The organism is Limisphaera ngatamarikiensis, from assembly GCF_011044775.1.
GTDB lineage: Bacteria > Verrucomicrobiota > Verrucomicrobiia > Limisphaerales > Limisphaeraceae > Limisphaera > Limisphaera ngatamarikiensis.
The window spans coordinates 107,587-130,265 of the sequence record NZ_JAAKYA010000082.1 but is presented as its reverse complement, the minus strand read 5'-3'; the positions used below and the strand labels follow the sequence as shown (position 1 = coordinate 130,265).

Below are 22,679 nucleotides of genomic sequence, written 5' to 3'. Positions count from 1 at the left end.
AAATTCTCCATCGCAACCTTTCCGTGGGACACCGTGCAGCGAAACAGGCCGCAAGCACCGCAACCCGTTCACCAAGGCGCCCCCTGTTCACCCCTCCGGCCGGGGCGCAAAACTCCTGCCCTGCCCATCAGCACCTGCCCAACAGGTACCCCAAAACCAGGTACCCCAAAACCCCACCCGCCGGTCGCCGGCACAGATTCCGGAAACAACCATGCTCTTCAGCACGCAGAGCTCCTGCCCCGGCCGGCCCGTTTCCCCGGCCAGCCACAACCCAAACCGCCAACTCCAACCCACATACCCGGTCGCCCGGTCACTCGACAAAGCCCCGGCATTTGATACGTTTGCTCTGTGAGCTTTGTGGCCGAATTCAACCGTCTGCCGCTGCAAAACCTGGTTCAGCGCGCCCGATCCGCCTCCCGCGCCGCCGTGCGCGAGAGCCTGGAACGGGGTTCGCTCACGCTGACCGACTTCGCGCATCTGATTTCCCCGGCCGCCTCGGAATACCTGGAGGAAATGGCGCGCCGCTCGCACGCGCTCACCGTACAACGGTTTGGACGCGTCATCCGGCTCTTCGCGCCCCTCTACCTCTCCAATGAATGCGTCAACGTCTGTCGCTACTGCGGTTTCTCCCGAAACAACCCCATCCTGCGGGTGACACTCAGCCCGGACGAGGTCCTCCAGGAAGCCCGGGCCCTGAAAGCCCAGGGATTCCGCAACCTCCTGCTGGTGGCCGGTGAACACCCCAAATTCGTCTCCCCGGCCTACCTGCGGGATTGCGTGGCGCTTGTACACGGCGAGGTCCCCTCCGTTTCCCTCGAGGTCGGCCCCCTCTCCGTCGAGGATTATCGTCCCCTGGTGGATGCGGGCGCCGAGGGGCTGGTCGTCTACCAGGAAACCTACGACCGCGCCGTTTACGCCGAGATGCACGTCTCCGGCCCCAAACGCAATTTCGAATGGCGACTGGAAACGCCCGAACGCGCCTACGCCGCCGGGTTCCGCCGGCTGGGGATCGGCGCCCTGTACGGACTGGCCGATTGGCGGTACGAAGCGCTCGCCGTGGCGGCCCACGCCGCCTACCTGCTGCGCCACTGCTGGAAAGCGTTCCTGACCATTTCGCTGCCCCGACTGCGCCCCTGCGCCGGCGAGTTCCAGCCCCTCACCCGCATGAGCGACCGCGAACTGGTCCAACTGGTCTGCGCCTTCCGACTCATGTTCCCGGACGTCGGTCTGGTGCTCTCCACGCGCGAATCCCCGCAACTGCGCGACGGCCTCATCCCCCTGGGTATCACCCTGATGAGCGCCGGCAGTCATACCGAACCCGGCGGTTACACCGGCGCCGGACGGGATCACATTCACAAAACCGTGCGCGGTCGCATTGTCGACGCCGGCGCCAGCGAATGGGCCGCAGCGGGCCCGGCATCCGCATCGGGCGCCACCGAACAGTTCGCCATCGCCGACACCCGCTCCGCCGCCGAGGTCGCACGTCGCATCGCCGCACTCGGTTACGAGCCGGTTTGGAAGGATTGGGATGCCGTCCTGAGCGGACCCCATACCCCGGGATCCCACCATGAATCCCGGGCTCCCGCCGACGAGCCCGCCCTCGCACAACTCCACGAACCCGCCGCTTGCACCCGTGGAGCTGCCAACACCTTCACCAACTGAACACCAACCCGATCCCCGGTTCCGCCGCGCCTTCCTCGACCTCCTCCGGGGAAACCGACCCTGGCTGGCTCTGGCTCCCATGCAGGATGTGACCGACGCCGCCTTCTGGGGCCTCATCCAACAGCGCGGCGGCGCCGACGCCTATTGGACCGAATACACACGCGTCCACGCCACCTCACGGCCGGAAAAAGCCGTGGTCCGCGCCATCCTCAACAACCCCACCGGCCGACCCGTGGTGGCCCAAATGATGGGCAACGACCCCGACGCCCTGGCCCGCACCGCCCGGCTGTTGGAACAGCTCCCCGTGGCCGCCATCGAACTCAACCTCGGTTGCCCCGCACCCGTCGTCTACCGCAAATGCGCCGGAGGCGGTCTGCTCCGTCAACCCCGGCTCCTTGACCAGATCCTGGGCCGGCTCCGCGACACGGTAACCCTGCCCCTCAGCCTCAAAACCCGCCTCGGATTCGATTCCGACGCACACTTCGACCAACTCCTGGACCTCTACGCGCGGCACCGACCCGACCTGGTCATCGTCCACGCCCGCACCGTGCTCCAGGGCTATGGTCTGCCCGTCCGTTACGACCTGATCCAACGAGCCGCCCAAAGTCTACCCTGCCCGGTCCTGGCCAACGGACACATCCACGACCCCCACCAGGCCCTCCAAATCCTCCAACAAACCGGGGCCCGGGGCTGGATGATCGGCCGCGCCGCCATCCGCAATCCGTGGATCTTCTCCCAGATCCGTCAGGCCCTGTCCGGCCAGCCCATCCAACGCCCCACCGGCCGCGACGTCCTCCACTACATCGAGCAGCTCTGGGAATCTTACGCCACCCCGGGTTACCCGGAGCGACTCCAAACGCAGCGCCTCAAACTCTTCACCAACTTCATCGGCGAAGGATTGGGCCCCGACGCCGGGGCGTTCCTCCACGCCATTCGGCGCAGCCAGACCAGGGCCGAGTTCTTCGAAATCTGCCGCCGCCACCTGGACCATGACCGGCCGTTGGACCTCAACCCGCACCCCGGCCCCCCACCCACTCCCGCAAACACCAACACCCTCGCACCCGCCGTCGAGTCGGCCACCTGACCTCAATCCCGCCGCGCCGCCAATCGATCAATCTGCCGCGCCAACTCCAGGTCCTTCTCCGTGATTCCCCCGGCATCGTGGGTCGTCAGCGAAAAGGTCACACGGTTCCACTGAATGCTGATGTCGGGATGATGCTGAACCCGTTCGGCCCAACGACCCACCCGGTTCACCAAACGCAACGCCCCCATGAAGTCCTTCAGCTCAAAGGTCCTTTCCAGTCGGCCCCGTCGCCGACGCCAACCCGGCAGGCTGCGCAAAGCCACCCGCAGCTCACTCGCACTCAGTACATGCATGCCACAACCATGCCGGATTCCACGGCCTTTTCAAACGGTTCAACCCAAAACCGGCGGTTGCCCCCCGGCGCGGTCCTCCGCCCCTGCCCCACCTGCCGGGGACGGGTCCACCAACAGTCCGGAACCTTCCCTGCGCGCCGCCCGCCACATCCGCCAGCTGGTCCAACCGGACCACAACCACGCCAAACCAAACAGGACCAATCCCCACTCCAACCGCCGCACATTCGGCGCGGTCTGGATCGGTTCGTCCACCACCATCAGGCCCCGAACGGCCCCCATCGCCACCCCCGCAAACCACCAACACACCAAAACAAAGCCCGTCAGCGCCAGTGCCAACTGAGCGGCCCCGGCCCTGCGATACCCCATCCACCAGGAGCCCAACCCCGGCGCCGCCAACTGATTTAACAGGATCGCCAGTCGTACCCGATCCCGGCGCGTCAAACCCGAATCTGGCAGTGCCCGCGGCACCTGACGCCGATCAAACCACGCCCGCCTGCGAACCAAACGCCGCCCGAACCTCCGGCCGATACAAAACCACAAGCGCCCAGATTCCAATCGGCACCCCCAGCACACAGCAGGGTGACGTGCACGGGATCAACGCAAGAACCGCCGCCGTCACGCCCCAGCCAAAGCTGCTCATGGTCTGCATCTGCCGGGCCCCATACGCCACCAGCGCGGACAAAGCCAAACCGATCAAGCAGCTCACTACGCCCACCGCAGAACTGAACTTTTCCATCAGGGGAACCAACTCGGACGGCACCTCACCACGGGTCGGAACAACGTTCACGCCGGTGGCGATCCTGATCAGCCACACCAGATTCACCACCGCGCCCAGCGCCGCCGTGATCAGCAACCCAATCGCAGGCCCGGACACCCGGGCTCGCGCCGACCCGCTCATCTCAAGCGCACCCGCCACACCCCCGGACAGCCCCGCCGGCATCCCCAACGGCCAGAGATCCGCAAATTCCGGAAAAGCCCGCAGCGGCTTCCACTCGTTCGTCCCCTCCACACAGGCCCGGGTGTCGGCATTGGCCCGGTTCTCCCGTACCCACTGCCGGATCTGCTCCGCCGAAACAGGCCCGTACTCCCTGCCGTCGCCTCCGATGATCCTGTACATGGCCAGACTCCTTCGACTCGTTGTTCCGTGCCGGTTGTGTGCTTGACCGGTGCCGAGCATGAGCCGCGCCGGCCTCCCCGGCAAGCCCCAATCCACACACCAACGGCCTCGACTTGCACCCCGGAAACGGCTATCCGCCCTTGCTGCACCCGATTTACGACAACCCGCCGTCAGACCACAGACCGGCGCGGCTGGCGACGACCAGCCAGCGGTGCCGTGTGACCCGACCAGACGGCACGGCGCATTGCACGAAACAGGGGCGCTGAGCCCGAAGAGATTCAGCCCCCATCTGATCCGCCCCATGACCCTGCCGGTGCAAAGGGTCCCACCACCCATCGAAGCTCGAAACGGCACCCGGCCCCGTGCATCTCCGGCTCCGTGCCCCCAACCTCAAATGGCCGCTTGCCCTTTGGCTCGGCTCTGGTAATGTAGTTGCCGCTTTTCCACCGGATTGCGGTGGCTTTTTGTTTTGGGGTTCCCAAAGCAACCAGACCGGCCTTTGCAAGCCGGCATCCGTGTTTCCTGAGGAGACCTGCACGTGAAGGTATTCAGTGGAACAGCCAACGAGCCTCTGGCTCGAGCCATTTGCCAGTACATCGGCATCGAACTGGGCCGGGCAACGATCCGTCCGTTCCCGGACGGCGAAACCTTTGTCAAAATCGAGGAGAACGTCCGGGGCCAGGACGTGTTTGTGGTCCAACCCACCTCGCCCCCCACCAACCACAACCTGATGGAGCTGTTCATCATGATGGATGCCCTGCGGCGGGCCAGTGCCCAGCGGATTACCGCCGTGGTCCCCTTTTACGGCTACGCCCGGCAGGACCGCAAAGACCAGCCGCGCGTCCCCATCACCGCCAAACTGGTCGCCAACCTCATGGTGGCCGCCGGCGCCAACCGGCTCCTCACCATGGACCTGCACGCCCAGCAAATCCAGGGTTTCTTCGACATCCCGGTGGATCATCTCTACGCCGCCCCCGTCATGTACGCGTACCTTCGCCAGAAACGGTTGCAGAACCTGGTGGTCGTCAGCCCCGACGTGGGCGGCATGAAAATGGCCTATGCCTACGCCCAAACCCTCCAGGCCGGCCTGGCCATCGTGGCCAAACGTCGCCGCAGCCCCACCGAGGTCGAGTCCCTGGCCCTCATCGGCGAGGTGCGCGGCAAAAACTGCCTCCTGGTCGACGACCTGACCGAAACCGGTAGTACCCTCGTCCAGGCAGCCGAGCTGCTCAAAAAGCGGGGGGCCCGACAGATCCTGGCCTGCGTCTCCCACGCCATCCTCAACGAGCAGGCCATCGAACGACTCCGGAATTCCAAGATTGACGAATTGATCACAACCGATACGGTGTTGCGTCCGGTCATCACCGGGGTGAACATCACCACCCTGTCCGTGGCCGGACTGTTGGGCGAGGCGATCAAACGGATTCACAACAATGAATCGGTCAACTCGCTCTTCGAATTCAACGGCGGCCGCACCAGTTGATCGGTCGCCGGGACAAAACGTACTGACATGAAAGCCGTACCGCTGAAAGCATTTCCGCGAAGCCAGACGCGACGGAGCGGCGCCCGGAAAGTCCGGGCCGCCGGTCACGTGCCCGCCATCATCTACGGCCGGCACACTCAGCCCAAACCCCTCCAGGTCCCCGTCAAAGACCTGGAAAAGCTCCTCCAACACACGGTGGCAGAGAACATCCTCGTGGACCTGGACGTCGAAGGCGATGAGAGGCCACGGCGCCTGGCCCTGCTGCAGGACATCCAGCGGCACCCGCTCAGCGGAGCCATCCTCCACGTGGACTTCCACGAGGTCGCCGAAAACGAAAAAGTCACCGTGTACGTCCCGGTCGAAACCGTGGGCGAAGCCATCGGCGTCAAAACCGGCGGCGGCATCCTGGAGCACGTCCTGTTCCGCGTCAAAGTCCGCGCCCTCCCCAGGGACCTGCCCGAGCAAATCGTCGTGGATGTCACCAACCTTCAGGCGGGTCAAACCATCCACCTCGGTGAGCTTCCCGTGCCGCCGGGCGTGGAAGTCTTGGGCGAAAAAACCGCCCCTGTGATCACCGTGGCCGTGCCTCGCGGCGAGGAGGCCGAGGCGGCCGCCCAGGCCGGTGCCCCGGCCGAGGCCGGCGCCGTCGAGATGATCAGGGAGAAGAAGGAGGAAACCCCCGCCGCGGAAACCAAGGAGAAGCCCGAGGCCAAGGATAAGAAGAAGGAGAAATAGCCGGAATGCCGACAGGCCCCTCCACAACCCCTGCCACTTGGCGCGTGCATGGAAGCCTGGTACCTTGTGGCCGGTTTGGGCAATCCCGGGCCGCAGTACGAGCGCACCCGGCACAACGCGGGCTTTCTCCTGGCCGAGCGCCTGGCGCGGCGGTGGGGAGCGGACTGGTCGGTCGAGCGTGCTTTCGAAAGCCGGTTGGCCCGCGTCAGCCGGGGCAACGCCCGGGTATTGCTCTGCCAGCCGCTGACCTTTATGAATCTCAGCGGCCGCGCCGTGGTTGCCCTGGCCAGGTACTTCCAGATCCCGGCCGACCGCATCTTGGTGGCCGTGGACGATGCAGACCTGGCTTTGGGCCAGATCCGGCTTCGCCCCGGCGGCGGTACCGGCGGCCATCACGGATTGGAATCCGTTCTGGCCCATCTGGGCACCGACGCCTTCCCGCGCCTGCGCATCGGGATCGGACGTCAACCCGGAACCCGCGAAATCACCGGGTACGTCCTCAGCCCGTTCACGGCGGAGGAATGGGAACGGTTGCAGCCGGTGCTCGACCGGGCCGCAGAGCAGGTGGAATGCTGGCTCGACCACGGTTTGGCTCGGGCCATGAACCTTTACAACGGGTGGGTCAATCCCCCACCCGGCAGGAGTGACGAAACGTGAAACGGTACGAAGGTCTGTTCATCCTCAATACTGCCGGTCAGGAGGAAGGTCTCAACGAGATCATTGACCGGATCACCGCCCAGATCAAAAACGTCGGCGGCCGGGTGGAAACCGTCCAAAAAATGGGTCGGCACAGCTTCGCCCGCGTCGCCAACCGGAAGGTGACCTCCGGGTTTTACGTAAACTTCATCTTCGAAGCCCCGCCGGAGGCCATCGCCCAATTGCGCAACAAATTCCGACTGATGGAGGAAATCTTCCGGGTCATGTTCACCGTGGCACCCGCCACGGCCGGGGCCGCGGCCTGACCCGAACCCCCACCGGAGGTGCCCCATGGCCAGTTTCAACAAGGTGATCCTCGCCGGGAACCTGACGCGGGACCCGGAACTGCGCTATACCCCCAAGGGCACCGCCATTGCGCGACTGGGCCTGGCCGTCAACCGACGCTGGCGGACCGAAACCGGCGAACTGAAGGACGAAACCACCTTCGTGGACGTGGACGCCTTCGGTAAAACCGCCGAAACCATTGCACAATACCTGAAGAAGGGCCGGTCCGTCCTCATCGAAGGGCGCCTCCGCTACGACACGTGGGAGGACAAACAAACCGGTCAAAAACGCAGCAAATTGAGCGTCGTGCTGGAAAACTTCACCTTTCTCGATTCCGGCCGGGCCGAGGGAGCCGCTCCCAACGCCGACAAAGCACCGGCCGAGCTTCCGGAGGCCGAACCGTTGCCCCCGGACGACGACGTCCCGTTCTGATCCCAACCCCGATTCCAGGAGTTTCCTATGGCCAAGATGCAAGTCATTCTCACCAGTAACATCGTCGGACTCGGCGCCGAGTCCGACCAGGTCACCGTGGCCGCCGGCTACGCGCGGAACTACCTGTTCCCCCGCGGGCTGGCCATCCCGTTGACGGCCGCCAACAAGCGCCGCCTCGAGGTGCTCCGTCAACGCCGCGCCGAACGCGAGGCCCAGGAATACAACACCATGTGCGAACTGGCGCGGAGCCTGGCCAAACTGATCTGCGTCATCACCGTCAAAACCGGCGACGACGGCAAACTCTTCGGCAGCGTCACCAGCGGCACCATCGCCGACGCCCTGAAAACCCAGTTCGACATCAGCCTGGACAAAAAACAAATCCACCTCGAACAACCCATCAAAAGCCTGGGCGAATACGAGGTGGAACTCCGGCTCCACCCCGAGGTAAAGGGCGTGCTCAAGGTGCGCGTCGAAAGCAGCAACCCCACGTTTTTGGCGACCCAGGCAGCCGCCACGGCCACCGCTGCCGAGGCCGCAACCCAAACCGCCGAAACCACCGCCGAAGCCCAGGAACCCAAGACCACCAGGGCATCAGGCAAAAAGGAAGCCGCGGCCAAAAAGGCTCAGAAGACATCCTGACCCGGCGGGCCATTCACACCAGCCCGGCTTTGGCGCAACGTCCCACACCACACCGGTGTGGGACGTTCCTTTTTCCCCAACCGCCAATACCCCGCCCGACTTGCCGATCCCAGCCCGCAAGCCGATCCGAACCCCATCCATGAAAGCGCCGGTGCACCATCCGGTGCCACTCGGACGCGAACGCAGACAGCCCCCGGCAACACCGACCCCCAAAAACCTCCGCGCTGAAACGCGCCAATCAGCTCACGGGCCCTGCCACGAACCACCCCGCACCCGTCAGGCCGGAGTCGGATTCCGCCGGGGCCGCACCACGATGGCCTTCAGTTCCGACCCCTCCACTTCAACGCTCTGCGTTTCCACCGCGGGATCATCCTTCAACGCCTGGTGAACCACCCACCGCTCAAAGGCGTTCATCGGCTCCATCTCCACGATGTCACCCCAACGCCGCACCTTCTCCGCCGCCTCCCGCGCCTTGCGCACCAGAACCTCCCGGGCCTGAGCCCGATAGCCGCCCACGTCCACCGTTACTTTCGGCGCCTGCGGGTCCTGCTGGTAAAGAAGCCGGTTGGTCAAATACTGCAAATCGGACAACACCTGGCCCTGCCGCCCAATCAACCGCCCTGCATCCGGCGTCTGCACCTCCAGGAAAACCCCCTCCGGCATGCGATGTTCCACCACCGTGGCCTCAAACCCCAAAAGGGTCAGCAGGCGTTCCAACGTCGCTTTTGGATCGGCTGGCATAAACGGTTCAGCTCCAAAATCCGCCCCCGGCCGCGGTACCCTCACACGCCCGTCACCATGGCCCTGCGGCACCGGGACGCGTGCGACCCCACTTCACCGGCGCTTCTTGGGCGGCAATCCCTTCGCGCCGCCCTGCGCCGCCGGTGCGGCTGCGGGTACAGATGCCGGTTCCAGGGCCCGCGTCAGCTTCATCTGCAGGATGCTTAACAGGTTCTGCACCGTCCAGTAAAGCGTCAACCCGGCCGAGAAATGGTACAGGAACACCAGAAACATCAGCGGCATCCAACGCAACAATCGTTGCTGAACCGGATCCATCCCCGGCGAAGGCGGCGTCAAATGCGACTGCCACAACATCGTGGCCCCCATCAACAACGGCAGCAGGTTCACCGGAAAGCCGAACACATAGAACAGCGTGTCCGGCTTTGACAGGTCCGCCACCCACAAGAACCGCGCCCCCCGCAGCTCGATCGCACTCTGGATCATGTAAAAGAACCCGATGAACACCGGCATCTGCAACAACAACGGCAGGCAGCCGCTCATCGGATTGATCCGGTGCTCCTTCCAGAACTCCATCATCTTCTTGTTCAGCTTCGCCGGATCATCCTTGTACTTCTCCTGGATGGCCTTCATCTGCGGTTGCAGCGCCGCCATCCGTTTCATCGACCTTGTGCTGGCCTGGGTCAGCGGCCAGAACAGGACCTTGATGATGACCGTGATGGCGATGATGGCCCAGCCATAGGACAAGCCCACGAAGTCATGCAGCCAGTTCATCGACAACAGCAGGACCTTCGAGAAAAACCCAAAGAACCCGCCATACCCCATCACCAGATCCACTTCGTTCTGGAAGCGGTTCGCAATCCGCGCCAGGGTCCGGTACTCCTTCGGCCCCGCGTACAATTGCCACTCCTCCGCCCACGTCCCCCCCGGAGGCAGGCTCCGCTCCGGATACACCACGGCCGTCAGGCAACCCTGCGGGAGGGCCCGCGCCCGCGCCGGCGCGTCCACCGCCTCGAACGCCGGCAACGTCAACCGCCGCGCCACCACCTGCCACGCCGGCTGTTTCGGCATCGCCACCAGCGCAAAAAACCGGTTCTGCGCCGCCACCCAAACCACATTGCTCTCCCCGGCCCGATACTCCGGACGCGGCCGCGGCTGCGCCAGCCCCAGACACGACAAAAATCCGCGATTCTCAAACCAGGGAATCAGCGCTTCATGTTTCCCTTTCCCGTCAAACCACAACACCCCCACCAGATCCCCATCGTCGTCAATCCCCATGGGTGCAGCCGTCCCCACCACCCATTCCTGCACCGGCACCCTCACGGCGGCCTGTCCTTCGTTCACCAGCCGCACCTGCACTCGCACCAGATAATTGCTGCCGGGCTCAAACTCCTTGATCACCCGAACCCCGTTGCTCAATACCTTCTCGGCCCGGATCACCGACCCCGCCCGCTCCAGACGAAATCGTCCGTCCTCCACCCATCCAGCATCCCCCAACAAGGTCAAAACCGGGACCGGGCCACTCCCGTTGAGCTCGGCCACCTCATTGGTCCGACCGTTAACCCGAACCCGCCGGCCCGGCGTCTCCGGGTACTTCAGCAACTCCACCCGCTTCAACCCCCCACCACGCGAGGTGAATGTGTACCGGGCATCCCCCACCGTCACCGTCAGGGTCTCTTCCTCTTCCTCCGACCCCGGCAGCGCCACCGGTAACACCCCACCGACCGACCCGGTCGCCGGAGTCGCCGGGGTCACGCCCAACCCCAACTCTGCGGGCACCGCCGAAGTTGCAACCCCGCTCACCACCGCCGGTGGCGCTCCCGTGCCGCTTGCCCCGTCCGGGGCCGTCCGGGGCACCGGCGGATACAACCGCGCCACGATGTACGGCCAGGTCAGCAACAAACCCAGGCAGATGACCAGAATGACAATTGACTTGCGATCCATGCAAAATCGCCCCAATCAACGCGGTTAAGCCCTACCGAAACCCTCAACCTCCTTCCGACGGTCCGGAACCCCCATCCCACCAGGTCCAAGCCCGGCAGCCTTCCGTCCTTCATCGCATCCACACGACCGGTCCCCACCCGCCAGGCCTGCCCCATCCTCTCCCTCCGCCGTCCCCGGCACGGGATCCCAACCGCTGCCACCCCACGGATGACACCGGGCCAGGCGGCACAATGCCAGCCAGCCCCCACGCCAAACCCCATACCGCCGAATCGCCTCGCTGGCGTAGGCCGAACAAGTGGGACGATACCTGCAACCCCAGCCCGGACCGCACAACGCCGTCAACAGCGGGGAAATCCACCACTGATACCCGCGCAGACAGGCCAGCACGATCCGGCGCCCCACGTTCATGGCTTCGCCGCGCCTCCTCCCTCTGGGCCACCACGCTCCTCGCAGCCGGGTCCGACAACCGGAGAACCACCGGTGACCGGGCGCTCCCGAAGCAGACCGGCCCGCGCCAGTAGCTCCAAAAAATCCGCCTCCACGTCCCGGTAATGCTTGCCCACAATCGAAGGCCGCGCCACCAGCACCAGATCCACCGGCCGGTTCAGGTCCCACTGATGCAACCGAAACACCTCCCGCAACAACCGACGTGCCCGGTTCCGAACCGTCGCCTTGCCCAGCTTCCGACCCACCACCACCCCCAGCCGCGAACACGATCGCCCCGGCGCCTCCAGCCAGTTGACAATCAAACAACCATGCGCCATCCGCCGGCCCTCGGTGCGTAATCGGGCAAACTCACCGCCCAGCCGCAACCGCTGGTCCTTGCCCAGCCGATACCGGCGTACTGGCCCGGTCATCCGGACATCACACGGGTGTCAGACGTTTACGACCTTTCCGACGGCGTCGACGTAAAATGTCACGCCCACCCTTGGTGGCCATCCGGGCCCGAAACCCGTACTGCCGTTTCCGACACAACTTCGATGGTTGATACGTCCGCTTCATACCTGGATCCAAACACATTCACCGGTCGGGCTCAGTTCACCACGCCGACCCCGTTCAGGGTTGCACCCGGACCGGAGCCTCACAGGCTACCTGCACCTGCCGGGCTGTCAAGCAACCCCGACCACTTCGCCCCCTGATTCGAGCCGAACTGAAATCTGCTACCCGGACGGAGTTGGCCGGATCACGCAGAAGGCTCGCTGCACCCGGAACCAGCTCCACCCGCAAAGCCGACCATCCTTGGCGCCAACCCGGGTGCGCCGGACCGAACCCAATTACGCCGGCCCCGATTCGCCGAAGTCCATAAACGTCCCACCGGCCAGGTTGGACGGGCGACGGACACCCGGGCGCCGACGGCAAACTCCTCCCATCCCGGGCCAGTCGGAAGAGCTTCGTCCGCAAGGACGCTACGGATGCACCAGAGGTGCAAGCAGCGAGGAAGGAGGACCCGGGCACGCCGGCAATCGACTTCCACGGCGACCGCCGGTGCGACGACACCAGCCGCAGCATCACCGGTCCGGGTTGCGCGCCTTCCGTGGATGGTCTGTTCCGACGAACCCCGGAAGTACAGAGTACACAGAGCCGATCCACAGAAAGGGTCTCGTAGGCTGTGGGCCAAAAAGAATCCAGGGCCCAGCTGCAGCTTGCCAGCGTTTGCATACCACGGGCCGGACCGGACGCAAGGCTGTCGGCCAAGACGGCGATCCACCCGCGGCCTTCCGAGCGCACGGATTCGACAGGGACCGCGCCCCCGCGGTCCGAAAAAAGAGCGGGCACCGAGGACCGTGCCCCTCCCGGGCTGGCGCGAGATCGTTGCGCGCCCTGCCAAGACCAACAGGAGACATGGCCTCGTCCCGCGGCCCGCTGAAATACGCCTGCCACAACGGCGCTGAAGCGAAACCGGTTGGACCTGTAACCCCTAGCTTCAGCCAAAAGGCCACGGAAGGATCTCCTGGCCAGCACCCCCGCCCTGTCTTGCCTCTTCCACTTTCGTCCTTCTCCATGCTCCGCTTCTGCGCGCTCTGCGTCTTTGTAGTTCCTTCCGCCATGCCCCCTGGTCGGGGTGAAAGGGTTCGGGCTCGGAGAAACGGGCCACCGGTCAAGCCGGTCACCGGCTCAGCCCAAGGATCCGGAAGCGGGTAAAGCAGATCTCCGGACGGACGAAGACGGTTGGGGCCTTGCGGCGGAGTGAGTATCGGGGCCGGAAACGGACGCAGGCCCGGCCCTACGTTGTCGTGGGTGCCTACAATCTGCTGCGGACGGCGCGACAGGGCTTGGCCGGGGCGGGGTGAGGCCTCCGGGGCGGGCTCCTGGCCGTCCAAGTGGGTGCAACCACGCCGATGCGGCTGGTACAAAAGCCGGTGCCAGCGGCGGTGGCGGGCCGAAATCGGCGCCCGACCACATGGGACGTAACCTCCACACGGGAGCAAACCAAGGCCATCGCGCAACAGCGCGGTTTTCAACAGCCTGCCGGGTCCGAATCTCCCCGTGCTGATCAGTCAAAAGCCCGTGGCACCGCCGGCCACCAATTCGCAATCCATCGAATTTGAGCGCACGGCGTCCGCGACAATGTTGTTGACCGCACTGTCCCGGGAGGATCAGGCTTGATATGTGAGGTCCGAGCGAAAAGCTGCCAACCTGACGGTTTCGGATTGGTCCCAAAACCACTAACAGTCCGCTAAACGCCATGGTGCCTGTTGCCATCTTCGTCCTCCTCACTGCCCTGAGCGGTGCCTATTTCACCAGCATCGGCTGTCGGCATGCTCTGGCCAGGCATCACCGACCGGGCTGGCATTGGGCCCTGGTCGGCACGCTCATCACAACCGTGCTGACCACCCTGGCCTTTGGGCAGGGAGATTTGTTTGACCCGAGCCGCTGGGACAAGGGCAAGGTCCCCTTTTGGCAGATGATTGGGACGATTTCATCGGCAGCAGCCATGAGTGCATTTGTCGCATCCGTTATCGTCGTGCTCGCCTGCAGACTCAAATTCCGTAACGATACCGTGCCCTGAACGCTGAGCCGCAGCGCCTTTCACTTCGCATCGGACACGCAAGCGGAGGTTCACTTTCGATGCTGCTGGATCCACGGACTGTTTTGTCACGAGAACGGTCTGGTGCCGGGACGCACATGAACGGACAGGGCAACCAACGCTCGAGTGCCGCTGTGATCCAGCCGCGTGCAGCGACCGGCCAGTGATGGTGCGCATGGGCCGCCACAGGCAGAGTTCGCAACAGCAGGCCCTGACGAACCCGGACGAAAACAAGCGCAAGCAACAGCAGAAGCTTTCACTTCGAGTCGGCGCCGGCAGCATGGATCCGCGTCGGTCGCAAAACAGGTCTTCTGCAGCGGGAGGGATCTTCGTCCCGGAGGACGTCGTGTTGGCAAGCTGCCGGGAAGCCGTTGCCCAAACCACCCTGGAGCGCACGTGCTTGCCGGAAAACGGCAACGATTGTCCCGCGGCAGATCTGCGGCGCTCTCACACTCTCGAATCTACAGAAGCGGCCATGCGGGCCAGAAACCTGCAGGTGCCAACCGAAGTGGCCATCCCATGGGAACGCGAGACCGGGACGTGACCACCAAATGCGGCAACCCGGGGTGGCCCGCTGTCCAACAGTGTGGTCCATCCGGTCGTCGCCCGTCGTGGTGGCCGTTCCGGCCAAGGGTTTGCCCCGGGGGATCAGGTCCTGTCGTCTACAAAGATCCTCTCGCGCATCCCGCGCCGCAGCGCCCCGGTTGATCCTCCAACCGCGCGGGCCAACGCGGCCACCCAAACTCCGCCCGCCGGGCAGGTCCGTGCTCGCCCTCCACCCCGCACTGCGCCCGCGCCCGGGGGTTGGCAACCGGACGGGCTGTGCTACAAATGGCGCCATGCAGAGCGTGCGCGAGTTCGCCACCCTCGATGAACCCGGACCGGCACCGGAACCGGAAAGTACTTCCGGCCCGGCCGTGGAATGTTTCCACATCGTCCGCCGGTTTGGCGGTGTCACCGCACTGGACGGGGTCTCCCTCCGCGTGGAGCGCGGGGAGTTTTTCTGCCTTCTGGGACCGTCCGGTTGCGGCAAAACCACGCTGCTTCGGATTGTGGCCGGCCTGGAGAAACCCGACCAGGGTCGGGTCCGGTTGGCCGGACGCGACGTGACCGGCACGCCCCCGCAGCAACGGCCGGTCAACATGGTCTTCCAATCCTATGCCCTGTTCCCGCACCTCAGCGTATGGGACAACGTGGCCTTCGGGCCCCGCATGCGGCGTCTGCCGGAAAACCGGATTGCCGAAAAGGTGGCCGATGTGCTGGCCCGCGTCCGCATCGAAGACCTGGCCCACCGGCGGCCACACCAACTGTCCGGTGGCCAACAGCAGCGCGTGGCCCTGGCCCGCGCGTTGGTGAACGAGCCGGAGGTGTTGCTGCTGGATGAACCCCTGGGCGCGCTCGACCTTCAGCTCCGCCGCCAGCTCCAGGCCGAGCTCCGCCAGGTGCAACGCCGGCTCGGTCTCACCTTCATTCACGTGACCCACGACCAGGAGGAGGCGCTCGCCCTCAGCGACCGCATCGCCGTCATGAACCGGGGCCGCATCGAACAGGTCGGTCCGCCCCGGGAGGTGTACGAACGGCCCCGAACCCGCTTCGTCGCGGAGTTTCTGGGCAACTGCAACCTGATCCAGGCCGGGATCGTCGCTGTCGGCGACCACCAGCTCCGGATCCAAACCGCGTCAGGGTTCCTCTGCATGCCCCGGCCCCATGGAGCGTCGGGAGCGGCTCCGGGCCGGACGGTCACCTTGGCCGTCCGCCCTGAACGGATCCAATTGTTCCGGCCGGACCAGGCCCCCGCCCATACCAACGGCTGGCTCGGACAGGTCGAGGAAACCATTTTCCGCGGCTCCACGACCGAGTACCGGATCCGCTGCGGTCCGCAACAGCTGCGCGCCCTCCAGGCACCCAACGGCACCGCTCACGGCCCATTCGCCGTCGGAGACACGGTGGTTTGTCACCTACCGCCGGAGTTTCTGAACCTGCTCGAGGACTGACCCCATGCCCCCGCTGCACTGCGAAGCTGCTGGCGGGTCAGCGACCGCCCCTCCGGGGGCCGACGAGGTTTCCAACCCGGACCGGGGGCGGCGCCTGTCCGGATGGTTGTGCGCGCCTGCCGCGGTATGGATGCTGGTGTGTTGCGCACTCCCCCTGGCCGGGTTGCTGGCCACCAGCGTCCTCACGCGCGGGCCCGACGGCGAGATCACCCTCCCCATCACCCTCGAAAACTACCGGCGTTTGCTGGGATTCGGCGTGTTTGGTTTCGATCCGGTTTATCCGTGGGTGCTGGTGCGGAGTCTTTTCCTGGGTCTGTGGACCACGGGGCTTTGTTTGTTGATCGCGTTACCGTTGACCTTGTGGCTGGTGCGCCTGCCTGAACGGTTGCGAACCGTCGCGCTCACGCTGGTCGTCATCCCGTTTTGGACCAATTTACTGGTGCGCTCCTACGCGTGGCAGATGCTTCTGGCCCCGGAGAGCCTCCCCTGCCGGCTGTTGCGCGCGGCGGGACTGCTGGGTCCCGACCAAGGCCTCTACCCCGGGTGGGGCGCCGTCCTGATCGGCATGGTCTGCGACTTCCTGCCGTTCATGGTCCTGCCGTTGTACGCATGCGCAGAACGGCTGGACTGGCGTTTGGTGGAGGCTGCCCTTGACCTGGGTGCCGGTCGCTGGCAGACCTTCCGCCACGCCCTCTGGCCACAACTACTCCCCGGCATCACCGCCGGGTCGGTGCTCGTTTTCCTGCCGGCCACCGGCCAGTTCGTCGTGCCCGACCTGCTGGGCGGCGCGCGTCTGATGTTCCTGGGAAACCTGCTCCAACAACAGTTCGGGGTGAGCCGTGACTGGCCATTCGGCGCCGCCGTGGCCACCGCGGCGCTGGCCCTGGTATGCGTGGGCCTGTGGCTCCTGCAAAGACGCCAAACCCGGTCACCCATCGCCCGGCCATGAATCCGCGCCCATCCACCAGCCGCCCGGCCCGTCTCCCAAGCGTCTGGACGACGACCTGCGCTTTCGCGGTGTACCTCTTCCTGTACGCACCGCTGGCCATGGTGGTGATGCAGTCGTTCAATGCAGCCCGTCACGGCGGCCGTTGGGAGGGCTTCACCACGGCCTGGTACAAGGCCCTCCCCCACAACGCCGCTGCATGGGAGGCGTGTCGAAACACCCTGGTGCTGGCGTCGGCCAGCACAGCAATCGCTACCGTCCTGGGAACTCTGCTGGCCTATGGGCTGAGCCGTGCCAGGTTCCCCGGTCACCGGCTCCTGGAACGCGGATTGTCCCTGCAAATTTTCCTGCCCGACATCCTCCTGGCTGCAGCCCTGCTGCTGGCCCTCTCCGTCGTCGGCACATGGTGGCCCGCCGTTCAACCCGGCCTCACCGCCATGATCGCCGCTCATGTCACCTTCCAACTGCCTTTTGTGGCGCTGGTGGTCCGGGCCCGACTGGCCCGACTGGATCCCGCCCTCGAGGAGGCAGCCCGCGATCTCGGCGCCTCTGGCTGGCGGCTTTTCCGCTCCATCACCCTGCCCCTGCTCCGACCCGGCATCCTCGCCGGTGCGTTGCTGGCCTTTACGCTGAGCCTGGACGATTTCGTGGTCAGCTATTTCACCACCGGTCCCGGCGCCACCACCCTGCCCATCTGGATCTACGCCTCGGCCAAACGCGGGCTGTCGCCCGAAGTGCACGCCTTCTCCACCCTGCTGATTCTGGCTTCGGTGATTCTGACCCTGGCCCTGAACCTGACACACAAGAAACCATGGACACCCGATTGAATCTGCAGCAGTTGTGCCGGGCCGCGGTGCGTCTCCCAATGCTCCTGCTCCTGGGGCTTGCGCCCTGTGACGCACCCCGCGCCACCGCCGCGGAATCGAAACTGCACCTGTTCATCTGGTCCGAGTACATCGACCCGGCCGTGGTGGCCGACTTCGAACGGCTCCATACATGTCGCGTGGTGATTGACCTGTACGAAGACAGCGAGAGCATGCTGGCCCGCCTGGCCAACGGGGGCGATGCACTGTACGACGTCGTCGTGCCCAGCGACAACATGGTCCCGGTGCTGATCCGAAGGGGTTTGCTGGCACCGTTGCGGAAAGAAAACCTGACCGGGCTTGCGCATCTCGACCCCAGATTCCAACGCCCGGACTATGACCCCGACCACCGCTACACCGTCCCCTACCAGTGGGGCACGATGGGGATCCTGCTTCGACCCACTCCGGGCCGAACCCACGCCGCCAGTTGGGGACTGTTCTTCGACCCCGAACAACAGCCGGGACCGTTCGTCCTGATCGATTCACCCCGGGACCTCTTCGCCGCGGCCTTCCGCTATCTCGGCCACAGCGTCAACACCACCAACCTGGCCCGGCTCCGGCAGGCCATGGACCTGCTGGTCGGCGCCCGAAAACGCGCCCTCGGCTTCGACGGTAGCGTCGGCGGCATGAACAAGGTCCTGTCCGGTGTGGCCCGTGCAGCCATTGTCTACAACGGCGAAGCCGCCCGCGCCCTGCGGTCGGACACCAACCTGGTCTACCTGCTCCCCAGGGAGGGCAGCATCCTCTGGGTGGACAACCTCGCAATCCCCGCCCGGGCACCGCACCGGGACCTGGCCGAACAGTTCATCAACTTCATCCTGGAACCCACAAACGCCGCCCGCATCGCCCGCTACACCCGCTTCGCCACGTGCAACAAGGACGCCCGCGCACTGCTCGACCCGGCCGACCTGAATCATCCCGCCATCTACCCTCCCGAGGAAAGCTTCTCGCGCCTCGAATACCTCAGGGACGTCGGCCCTGCGATGCGATGGTTCGACGAGGCCTGGACCCGCATCAAAGCCCGATAAACCAACGCCGGACAACAGATCCGCACACCTCACCGCTGCGCGAGTCCCCGCCCTGTTTGAAACCCCGGCCACCCAGCCAACGCGGGCTCCGAGCCGCCCCGGCCACCGGCCATCCCCGGGAACCAGCAATACAGCCGGTACAGGTTTCCAAGCCCGCAGCCCCGGGCCAAAGGCGCACCCCACGGCCCGGGCATGAAGAAAAAAAGATGGTGGAGGCGGGGGGAGTCGAACCCCCGTCCCTGACACGGTAGCCAGCGGCGCCTACATGCTTAGTCCGCAGCGGTTGACGGCGATCGGATCACCTGCGGACGCGAACCCGACCGCCCTGACGGCATGAGGTTTTCTCGGGCAGACCCGCGCCGTCCCCGGGTCCGGCCCCAGCCTGCTATCGCGTTCGTCCGGCCCAGCAGGCGTCAGCCGGCGAACGTCGCGGCGCATCAGGCCGCGAGAGCCAACTCTTCGTTAGCAGTTTTCTTTTGATGCGATGATTAACGAGGCCAACGCATCATCCTCGGCATGCCGCCTCTGGCGTCCGGGCCAGGTCGAAACCGGATCGCCCCCACGCGGCTGGACACCCCTACCATGCCCCGCCGGGACCGACCCGTCAAGCGACCGCGCCACGCCCGTGCGCGTACCGCAAGACCCCGACCCACGGCCACGCGCGGCCGGTGGTGCTTCGGCCTTGCAAAGCCGAACCCGCCCGGTAAAAGGAGCGTATGAACAGCACGCGGCCCCGGCCGACAACCACACGCGCAGTTCGAACGTTGCTCCTGTCCCTGCTGCTGTTCGGTTTCGCACCCGTCGGTTGCGTCAGCCCGCGCGCCCGGATCACCCTCACCCAGGCGCAACTGAACCGCGTGGCCGAACAGGTCCGACCTTCGCTGGTGCGCCTGCGGGTGGTCACCACCGATTACGCGGAAGGCCGCGAAATCAAAAGCCAGGCCGTCGGCAGCGGCGTGATCATCACCGAGGACGGTTACCTGATCACCAACCATCATGTGGCCGGCTGGGCCACGCGGATCTTCTGCACCTTGTGGAACCTGGAGGAGGTCGAAGCCGAACTGGTCGGCACCGACCCCCTCACCGACATCGCCGTGGTCAAACTCAAACCGGACCGGCCAATGCGATTCGTGCCGGCGCGCCTGGGCGACTCGAGCCGTCTCAGCGTGGGTGATCCGGTCCTCGCCATGGGCAGCCCCATGGCACTCTCGCAATCCGTCACCCTGGGCATCGTCAGCAACACCAACATGATCATGCCCCGCTTCATGGGCCCCTCCGCACGGCTCCGGTTGGATGGCGAGGATGTGGGGGCCCTGGTGAAATGGATCGGCCACGACGCACCCATCTTTGGCGGCAACTCCGGCGGACCCCTGGTGAACCTCCGGGGCGAGGTCGTGGGCATCAACGAAATCCGGTTCGGTCTCAGCGGCGCCATCCCCATCAACCTGGCCCGGGAGGTGGCCGCGGCCCTGATCGCCGAGGGCCGCGTGCGACGCAGCTGGATCGGCGTGGACGTACAGCCCAGGTTCAAACGCAGCGACCGCACGCGGGGCGTCCTCATCTCCGGCGTGCTGCCCGGCTCACCCGCCGCCCGCGCCGGCATCCAGGCCGGCGACCTGTTGATCTCCCTGGCCGGCCGGCCCGTGGACGTCCGGTTCGACGAACAAATGCCCGAGTTCATGCGCCTGGCCAGCAGTCTCCCCATCGGCCAGCCCGTCCCCTGCGTCGTCGAACGCAACGGCCGCGAGATCCCCCTGACCCTCGTGCCGGTGGATCGCGGCGATTTCTACGCCCGACCCAGGGAAATCCGGTCCTGGGGCATCACCGCCCGCGACCTCACACCGTTGTCGGCCCTGGAAATGAAACGGCCGGATACCAACGGCGTGGTGGTGACCTCGGTGCGCGCCGGCGGCCCCGCCGGCGAGGCGCGCCCGCCCCTGAACGAGCTGGACGTGATCGTCGCGGTGAACGAACACACGGTCCGGTCCCTGGCCGACCTGGAACAGATCACCCGCGAACTCACCCACGGACAAACCGAACCTGTTCCCGTCCTCGCCACCTTCGAGCGGGGTGACAAACGGCTCATGACCGTGGTCCGCGTCGGCAGCCGCGAGTTCGAAGATCCCGGCCGCGAGGTCACCAAGGCCTGGTTGCCGGTCGAGGTGATGGTGATCACCCGACCGCTGGCGCAGGGCTTGGGGCAACCCGACCTCCGCGGCTTTTACATCACCCGCGTCTACCCGCGCACGTCGGCCGAACGGGCCGGATTGCAGGTGGGAGACCTCATCCTGGCCGTGGACGGTGAACCCCTTACCGCCACCAGCGCCGAACACCAGGACGAACTCCCCGCGCTCATCCGCCAGTACGAAATCGGCAGTACCGTCACCCTCACCATCCGACGCCACAACCAAACCCTCAGCATCCCGGTGGAACTGGCCGCCTCCCCGCGCCTGCCCCGCGAAATGAAAACCTACCGCAACGAAACCTTCGAATTCACCGCCCGCGATGTCTCGTTCTTCGACCGCGCCGAAGAACAGTGGCCCGAGGACGTCCAGGGCGCCCGTGTGACGGAGGTGCGGCGCGGAGGCTGGGCGGACCTGGGCATGTTGCTGGTGGGGGATCTGATCGTGGAAGTGGATGGTCGGCCCGTAACCGGCGTGGACAGCCTCCGCCAACAAATGGATCGCGTGGCGGCCGCCCGACAAAGCCCGGTCATCCTGAAGGTCCTGCGCGGCATTCACACCCGTTACCTTGAACTGGAACCCCGATGGAACGACACCTCCCAATCCCCATGAAAACCATGCGCATCCTTCCCGGTCCGCTCGCCGCAGCAGTGCTGGCGCTGCTGGCGTACGGCCCCGGCCCGGCCCGGGGCGATGAACTGGCCCGCCAGGGCAGGGCCGTCTTCGAACAGCATCACCCGGCCGTGGTCACCCTCCAGTTGGCCATGAAAACCCGCTTCTCCTTCGGCGGCCGGGGCGAATCGGGCGGGGAAAGCCGCTCCGAAGCCACCGCCACCGTCATCAGCCCCGAGGGTCTCACCGTGACCTCGCTCTCCTCCATCGATCCCTCGGCCATGTTCGGCCGCATCGGCGCCATGCTCGGCGAAGATGACGGACAGTTCCGGATGGAATCGGAGATCACCGACCTGAAAATTCTTCTGCCCGACGGCACGGACCTGCCCGCCGAAATTGTGTTGCGGGATCGGGACCTCGACCTGGCCTTCCTTCGCCCGAAAAATCCGCCGGCCCAACCCATGCCCTGGGTGGATCTCCGGAAGGCCGGTACCGCCGAGGTGCTGGATCCGGTGGTCACCCTCACCCGCCTGGGCCGCGCGGCCGGCCGCGCCCACGCGGCCTCCTTTGAACGCATCGCCGCCGTGGTCCGCCGACCCCGTTTGTTTTACGTGCCCGGCGACACCATCACCACCACCACACTCGGTTCGCCCGTCTTCACCCTGGACGGTCAGGTTCTGGGGCTGTGCGTGATGCGCCGGGCCACCGGCGCCTCCCGAGCCCTTTCGGTTCTGGCAATCCAGGGCGACGACCAGACCGGCATCATCCTGCCCGCCGCGGACATCGTCAAAGTGGCCCAACAAGTCCGCACCGGGCCCGGGGATGCCGAAAAAGCCCAATCCGGCGGTGAAACGCGGCCGTCGGGACCCTGAAACACACGCCGGGTCGGACCCGCATCGTCCCCGGCGCAACTTTGA

General features: G+C 65.6%; 24 protein-coding genes and 1 other RNA gene. 16 read left to right on the top strand and 9 right to left on the bottom strand.

Translation table 11 applies throughout. From position 1 onward, the window contains the following. Positions 1-348 precede the first annotated feature (348 nt). On the top strand, positions 349-1,662 hold the full coding sequence (gene thiH / locus G4L39_RS12605) for a 2-iminoacetate synthase ThiH (RefSeq protein WP_165108601.1): 1,314 nt from the start codon (positions 349-351) through the stop codon (positions 1,660-1,662). A gap of 79 nt (positions 1,663-1,741) precedes the next feature. Beyond that, positions 1,742-2,746, top strand: a complete 1,005-nt coding sequence (locus tag G4L39_RS12600; protein ID WP_165108599.1) for a tRNA dihydrouridine synthase — start codon at positions 1,742-1,744, stop codon at positions 2,744-2,746. Between the two features lie 2 nt (positions 2,747-2,748). Here the strand turns inward: G4L39_RS12600 and G4L39_RS12595 are convergent, their stop codons facing one another. The 3 genes from G4L39_RS12595 to G4L39_RS12585 are packed head-to-tail and all read right to left on the bottom strand — an operon-like array spanning position 2,749 to position 4,156. Beyond that, positions 2,749-3,039 (bottom strand): 4a-hydroxytetrahydrobiopterin dehydratase, encoded by a 291-nt coding sequence (locus G4L39_RS12595; RefSeq protein WP_165108597.1) that lies wholly within the window; start codon positions 3,037-3,039, stop codon positions 2,749-2,751. A 39-nt stretch (positions 3,040-3,078) separates the two neighbouring features. Then, positions 3,079-3,507, bottom strand: a complete 429-nt coding sequence (locus tag G4L39_RS12590) for a hypothetical protein (protein ID WP_165108595.1) — start codon at positions 3,505-3,507, stop codon at positions 3,079-3,081. Positions 3,508-3,517: 10 nt separating this feature from the next. Beyond that, positions 3,518-4,156 (bottom strand): DUF4339 domain-containing protein, encoded by a 639-nt coding sequence (locus G4L39_RS12585; RefSeq protein WP_165108593.1) that lies wholly within the window; start codon positions 4,154-4,156, stop codon positions 3,518-3,520. A 538-nt stretch (positions 4,157-4,694) separates the two neighbouring features. Between G4L39_RS12585 and G4L39_RS12580 the strand changes: the two genes are divergently transcribed. From G4L39_RS12580 to rplI, 6 genes are read left to right on the top strand one after another with little or no spacing between them, the layout of a single operon-like run. Continuing rightward, the gene (locus G4L39_RS12580; protein WP_165108591.1) at positions 4,695-5,639 is read left to right on the top strand and encodes a ribose-phosphate diphosphokinase; all 945 of its coding nucleotides are present in this window, start codon (positions 4,695-4,697) and stop codon (positions 5,637-5,639) included. A 27-nt stretch (positions 5,640-5,666) separates the two neighbouring features. Next, a complete protein-coding gene (locus tag G4L39_RS12575; protein WP_165108589.1) occupies positions 5,667-6,374 on the top strand; it encodes a 50S ribosomal protein L25 in 708 nt (235 codons plus the stop codon). A 48-nt stretch (positions 6,375-6,422) separates the two neighbouring features. Beyond that, positions 6,423-7,031 (top strand): aminoacyl-tRNA hydrolase, encoded by a 609-nt coding sequence (pth, locus tag G4L39_RS12570; protein WP_165108587.1) that lies wholly within the window; start codon positions 6,423-6,425, stop codon positions 7,029-7,031. Continuing rightward, a complete protein-coding gene (rpsF, locus tag G4L39_RS12565) occupies positions 7,028-7,336 on the top strand; it encodes a 30S ribosomal protein S6 (RefSeq protein ID WP_165108585.1) in 309 nt (102 codons plus the stop codon). The genes pth and rpsF overlap by 4 nt, the downstream gene beginning before the upstream one ends. Before the next feature lie 25 nt (positions 7,337-7,361). Then, positions 7,362-7,787: a single-stranded DNA-binding protein gene (gene ssb, locus G4L39_RS12560; protein WP_165108583.1), complete on the top strand. Its 426-nt coding sequence runs from the start codon at positions 7,362-7,364 to the stop codon at positions 7,785-7,787. 27 nt (positions 7,788-7,814) lie between these two features. Beyond that, complete coding sequence (gene rplI / locus G4L39_RS12555) at positions 7,815-8,426, top strand: 50S ribosomal protein L9 (RefSeq protein WP_165108581.1); 612 nt, start codon at positions 7,815-7,817, stop codon at positions 8,424-8,426. Between the two features lie 276 nt (positions 8,427-8,702). Here the strand turns inward: rplI and G4L39_RS12550 are convergent, their stop codons facing one another. The 5 genes from G4L39_RS12550 to rpmH all read right to left on the bottom strand — a co-directional run bounded on the left by G4L39_RS12550 (position 8,703) and on the right by rpmH (position 12,110). Next, entirely contained in the window at positions 8,703-9,167 is a 465-nt protein-coding gene (locus G4L39_RS12550) for a Jag family protein (RefSeq protein WP_165108579.1), read from the bottom strand. 93 nt (positions 9,168-9,260) lie between these two features. Next, positions 9,261-11,108, bottom strand: a complete 1,848-nt coding sequence (locus G4L39_RS12545; protein ID WP_165108577.1) for a YidC/Oxa1 family insertase periplasmic-domain containing protein — start codon at positions 11,106-11,108, stop codon at positions 9,261-9,263. Between the two features lie 24 nt (positions 11,109-11,132). Next, positions 11,133-11,516 carry a membrane protein insertion efficiency factor YidD gene (gene yidD / locus G4L39_RS12540; RefSeq protein WP_165108575.1) on the bottom strand — a complete coding sequence of 128 codons (384 nt, stop codon included), beginning with the start codon at positions 11,514-11,516 and terminating at the stop codon, positions 11,133-11,135. Then, positions 11,513-11,965 (bottom strand): ribonuclease P protein component, encoded by a 453-nt coding sequence (gene rnpA, locus G4L39_RS12535; RefSeq protein WP_165108573.1) that lies wholly within the window; start codon positions 11,963-11,965, stop codon positions 11,513-11,515. The genes yidD and rnpA overlap by 4 nt, the downstream gene beginning before the upstream one ends. A gap of 7 nt (positions 11,966-11,972) precedes the next feature. Further along, complete coding sequence (gene rpmH / locus G4L39_RS12530) at positions 11,973-12,110, bottom strand: 50S ribosomal protein L34 (protein WP_165108571.1); 138 nt, start codon at positions 12,108-12,110, stop codon at positions 11,973-11,975. Between the two features lie 1,684 nt (positions 12,111-13,794). Here rpmH and G4L39_RS12525 point away from each other — a divergent pair. The 6 genes from G4L39_RS12525 to G4L39_RS12500 all read left to right on the top strand — a co-directional run bounded on the left by G4L39_RS12525 (position 13,795) and on the right by G4L39_RS12500 (position 18,967). After that, the gene (locus G4L39_RS12525) at positions 13,795-14,118 is read left to right on the top strand and encodes a hypothetical protein (protein WP_165108569.1); all 324 of its coding nucleotides are present in this window, start codon (positions 13,795-13,797) and stop codon (positions 14,116-14,118) included. Between the two features lie 181 nt (positions 14,119-14,299). Further along, the gene (locus G4L39_RS12520; RefSeq protein ID WP_165108567.1) at positions 14,300-14,680 is read left to right on the top strand and encodes a hypothetical protein; all 381 of its coding nucleotides are present in this window, start codon (positions 14,300-14,302) and stop codon (positions 14,678-14,680) included. A 295-nt stretch (positions 14,681-14,975) separates the two neighbouring features. Continuing rightward, positions 14,976-16,130, top strand: a complete 1,155-nt coding sequence (locus tag G4L39_RS12515; RefSeq protein WP_165108565.1) for an ABC transporter ATP-binding protein — start codon at positions 14,976-14,978, stop codon at positions 16,128-16,130. 4 nt (positions 16,131-16,134) lie between these two features. After that, on the top strand, positions 16,135-17,079 hold the full coding sequence (locus G4L39_RS12510) for an ABC transporter permease (RefSeq protein ID WP_165108563.1): 945 nt from the start codon (positions 16,135-16,137) through the stop codon (positions 17,077-17,079). Continuing rightward, positions 17,076-17,903, top strand: coding sequence for an ABC transporter permease (locus G4L39_RS12505; RefSeq protein WP_165108561.1), 828 nt, complete (start codon positions 17,076-17,078; stop codon positions 17,901-17,903). The genes G4L39_RS12510 and G4L39_RS12505 overlap by 4 nt, the downstream gene beginning before the upstream one ends. Then, positions 17,888-18,967, top strand: coding sequence for a polyamine ABC transporter substrate-binding protein (locus G4L39_RS12500; protein ID WP_240893991.1), 1,080 nt, complete (start codon positions 17,888-17,890; stop codon positions 18,965-18,967). Before G4L39_RS12505 ends, G4L39_RS12500 begins: the two co-directional genes overlap by 16 nt. A gap of 207 nt (positions 18,968-19,174) precedes the next feature. Here G4L39_RS12500 and ssrA read toward each other — a convergent pair. Continuing rightward, positions 19,175-19,528, bottom strand: a transfer-messenger RNA (tmRNA) gene (gene ssrA / locus G4L39_RS12495). A gap of 155 nt (positions 19,529-19,683) precedes the next feature. Between ssrA and G4L39_RS12490 the strand changes: the two genes are divergently transcribed. Continuing rightward, positions 19,684-21,762 (top strand): PDZ domain-containing protein, encoded by a 2,079-nt coding sequence (locus tag G4L39_RS12490; protein WP_165108559.1) that lies wholly within the window; start codon positions 19,684-19,686, stop codon positions 21,760-21,762. After that, positions 21,759-22,634, top strand: coding sequence for a S1 family peptidase (locus tag G4L39_RS12485; protein WP_165108557.1), 876 nt, complete (start codon positions 21,759-21,761; stop codon positions 22,632-22,634). The genes G4L39_RS12490 and G4L39_RS12485 overlap by 4 nt, the downstream gene beginning before the upstream one ends. Positions 22,635-22,679: the final 45 nt, after the last annotated feature.

Excerpts from the sequence above, each read along its gene's own strand:
- G4L39_RS12600 (WP_165108599.1), top strand. The coding sequence starts at position 1,742 with ATGCAGGATGTGACCGACGCCGCCTTCTGGGGCCTCATCCAACAGCGC.
- G4L39_RS12595 (WP_165108597.1), bottom strand. The coding sequence starts at position 3,039 with ATGCATGTACTGAGTGCGAGTGAGCTGCGGGTGGCTTTGCGCAGCCTG.
- G4L39_RS12585 (WP_165108593.1), bottom strand. The coding sequence starts at position 4,156 with ATGTACAGGATCATCGGAGGCGACGGCAGGGAGTACGGGCCTGTTTCG.
- G4L39_RS12575 (WP_165108589.1), top strand. The coding sequence starts at position 5,667 with ATGAAAGCCGTACCGCTGAAAGCATTTCCGCGAAGCCAGACGCGACGG.
- pth (WP_165108587.1), top strand. The coding sequence starts at position 6,423 with ATGGAAGCCTGGTACCTTGTGGCCGGTTTGGGCAATCCCGGGCCGCAG.
- ssb (WP_165108583.1), top strand. The coding sequence starts at position 7,362 with ATGGCCAGTTTCAACAAGGTGATCCTCGCCGGGAACCTGACGCGGGAC.
- rplI (WP_165108581.1), top strand. The coding sequence starts at position 7,815 with ATGGCCAAGATGCAAGTCATTCTCACCAGTAACATCGTCGGACTCGGC.
- G4L39_RS12550 (WP_165108579.1), bottom strand. The coding sequence starts at position 9,167 with ATGCCAGCCGATCCAAAAGCGACGTTGGAACGCCTGCTGACCCTTTTG.
- G4L39_RS12545 (WP_165108577.1), bottom strand. The coding sequence starts at position 11,108 with ATGGATCGCAAGTCAATTGTCATTCTGGTCATCTGCCTGGGTTTGTTG.
- yidD (WP_165108575.1), bottom strand. The coding sequence starts at position 11,516 with ATGAACGTGGGGCGCCGGATCGTGCTGGCCTGTCTGCGCGGGTATCAG.
- rnpA (WP_165108573.1), bottom strand. The coding sequence starts at position 11,965 with ATGACCGGGCCAGTACGCCGGTATCGGCTGGGCAAGGACCAGCGGTTG.
- rpmH (WP_165108571.1), bottom strand. The coding sequence starts at position 12,110 with ATGAAGCGGACGTATCAACCATCGAAGTTGTGTCGGAAACGGCAGTAC.
- G4L39_RS12525 (WP_165108569.1), top strand. The coding sequence starts at position 13,795 with ATGGTGCCTGTTGCCATCTTCGTCCTCCTCACTGCCCTGAGCGGTGCC.
- G4L39_RS12515 (WP_165108565.1), top strand. The coding sequence starts at position 14,976 with ATGCAGAGCGTGCGCGAGTTCGCCACCCTCGATGAACCCGGACCGGCA.
- G4L39_RS12510 (WP_165108563.1), top strand. The coding sequence starts at position 16,135 with ATGCCCCCGCTGCACTGCGAAGCTGCTGGCGGGTCAGCGACCGCCCCT.
- G4L39_RS12505 (WP_165108561.1), top strand. The coding sequence starts at position 17,076 with ATGAATCCGCGCCCATCCACCAGCCGCCCGGCCCGTCTCCCAAGCGTC.
- G4L39_RS12500 (WP_240893991.1), top strand. The coding sequence starts at position 17,888 with ATGGACACCCGATTGAATCTGCAGCAGTTGTGCCGGGCCGCGGTGCGT.
- G4L39_RS12490 (WP_165108559.1), top strand. The coding sequence starts at position 19,684 with ATGAACAGCACGCGGCCCCGGCCGACAACCACACGCGCAGTTCGAACG.
- G4L39_RS12485 (WP_165108557.1), top strand. The coding sequence starts at position 21,759 with ATGAAAACCATGCGCATCCTTCCCGGTCCGCTCGCCGCAGCAGTGCTG.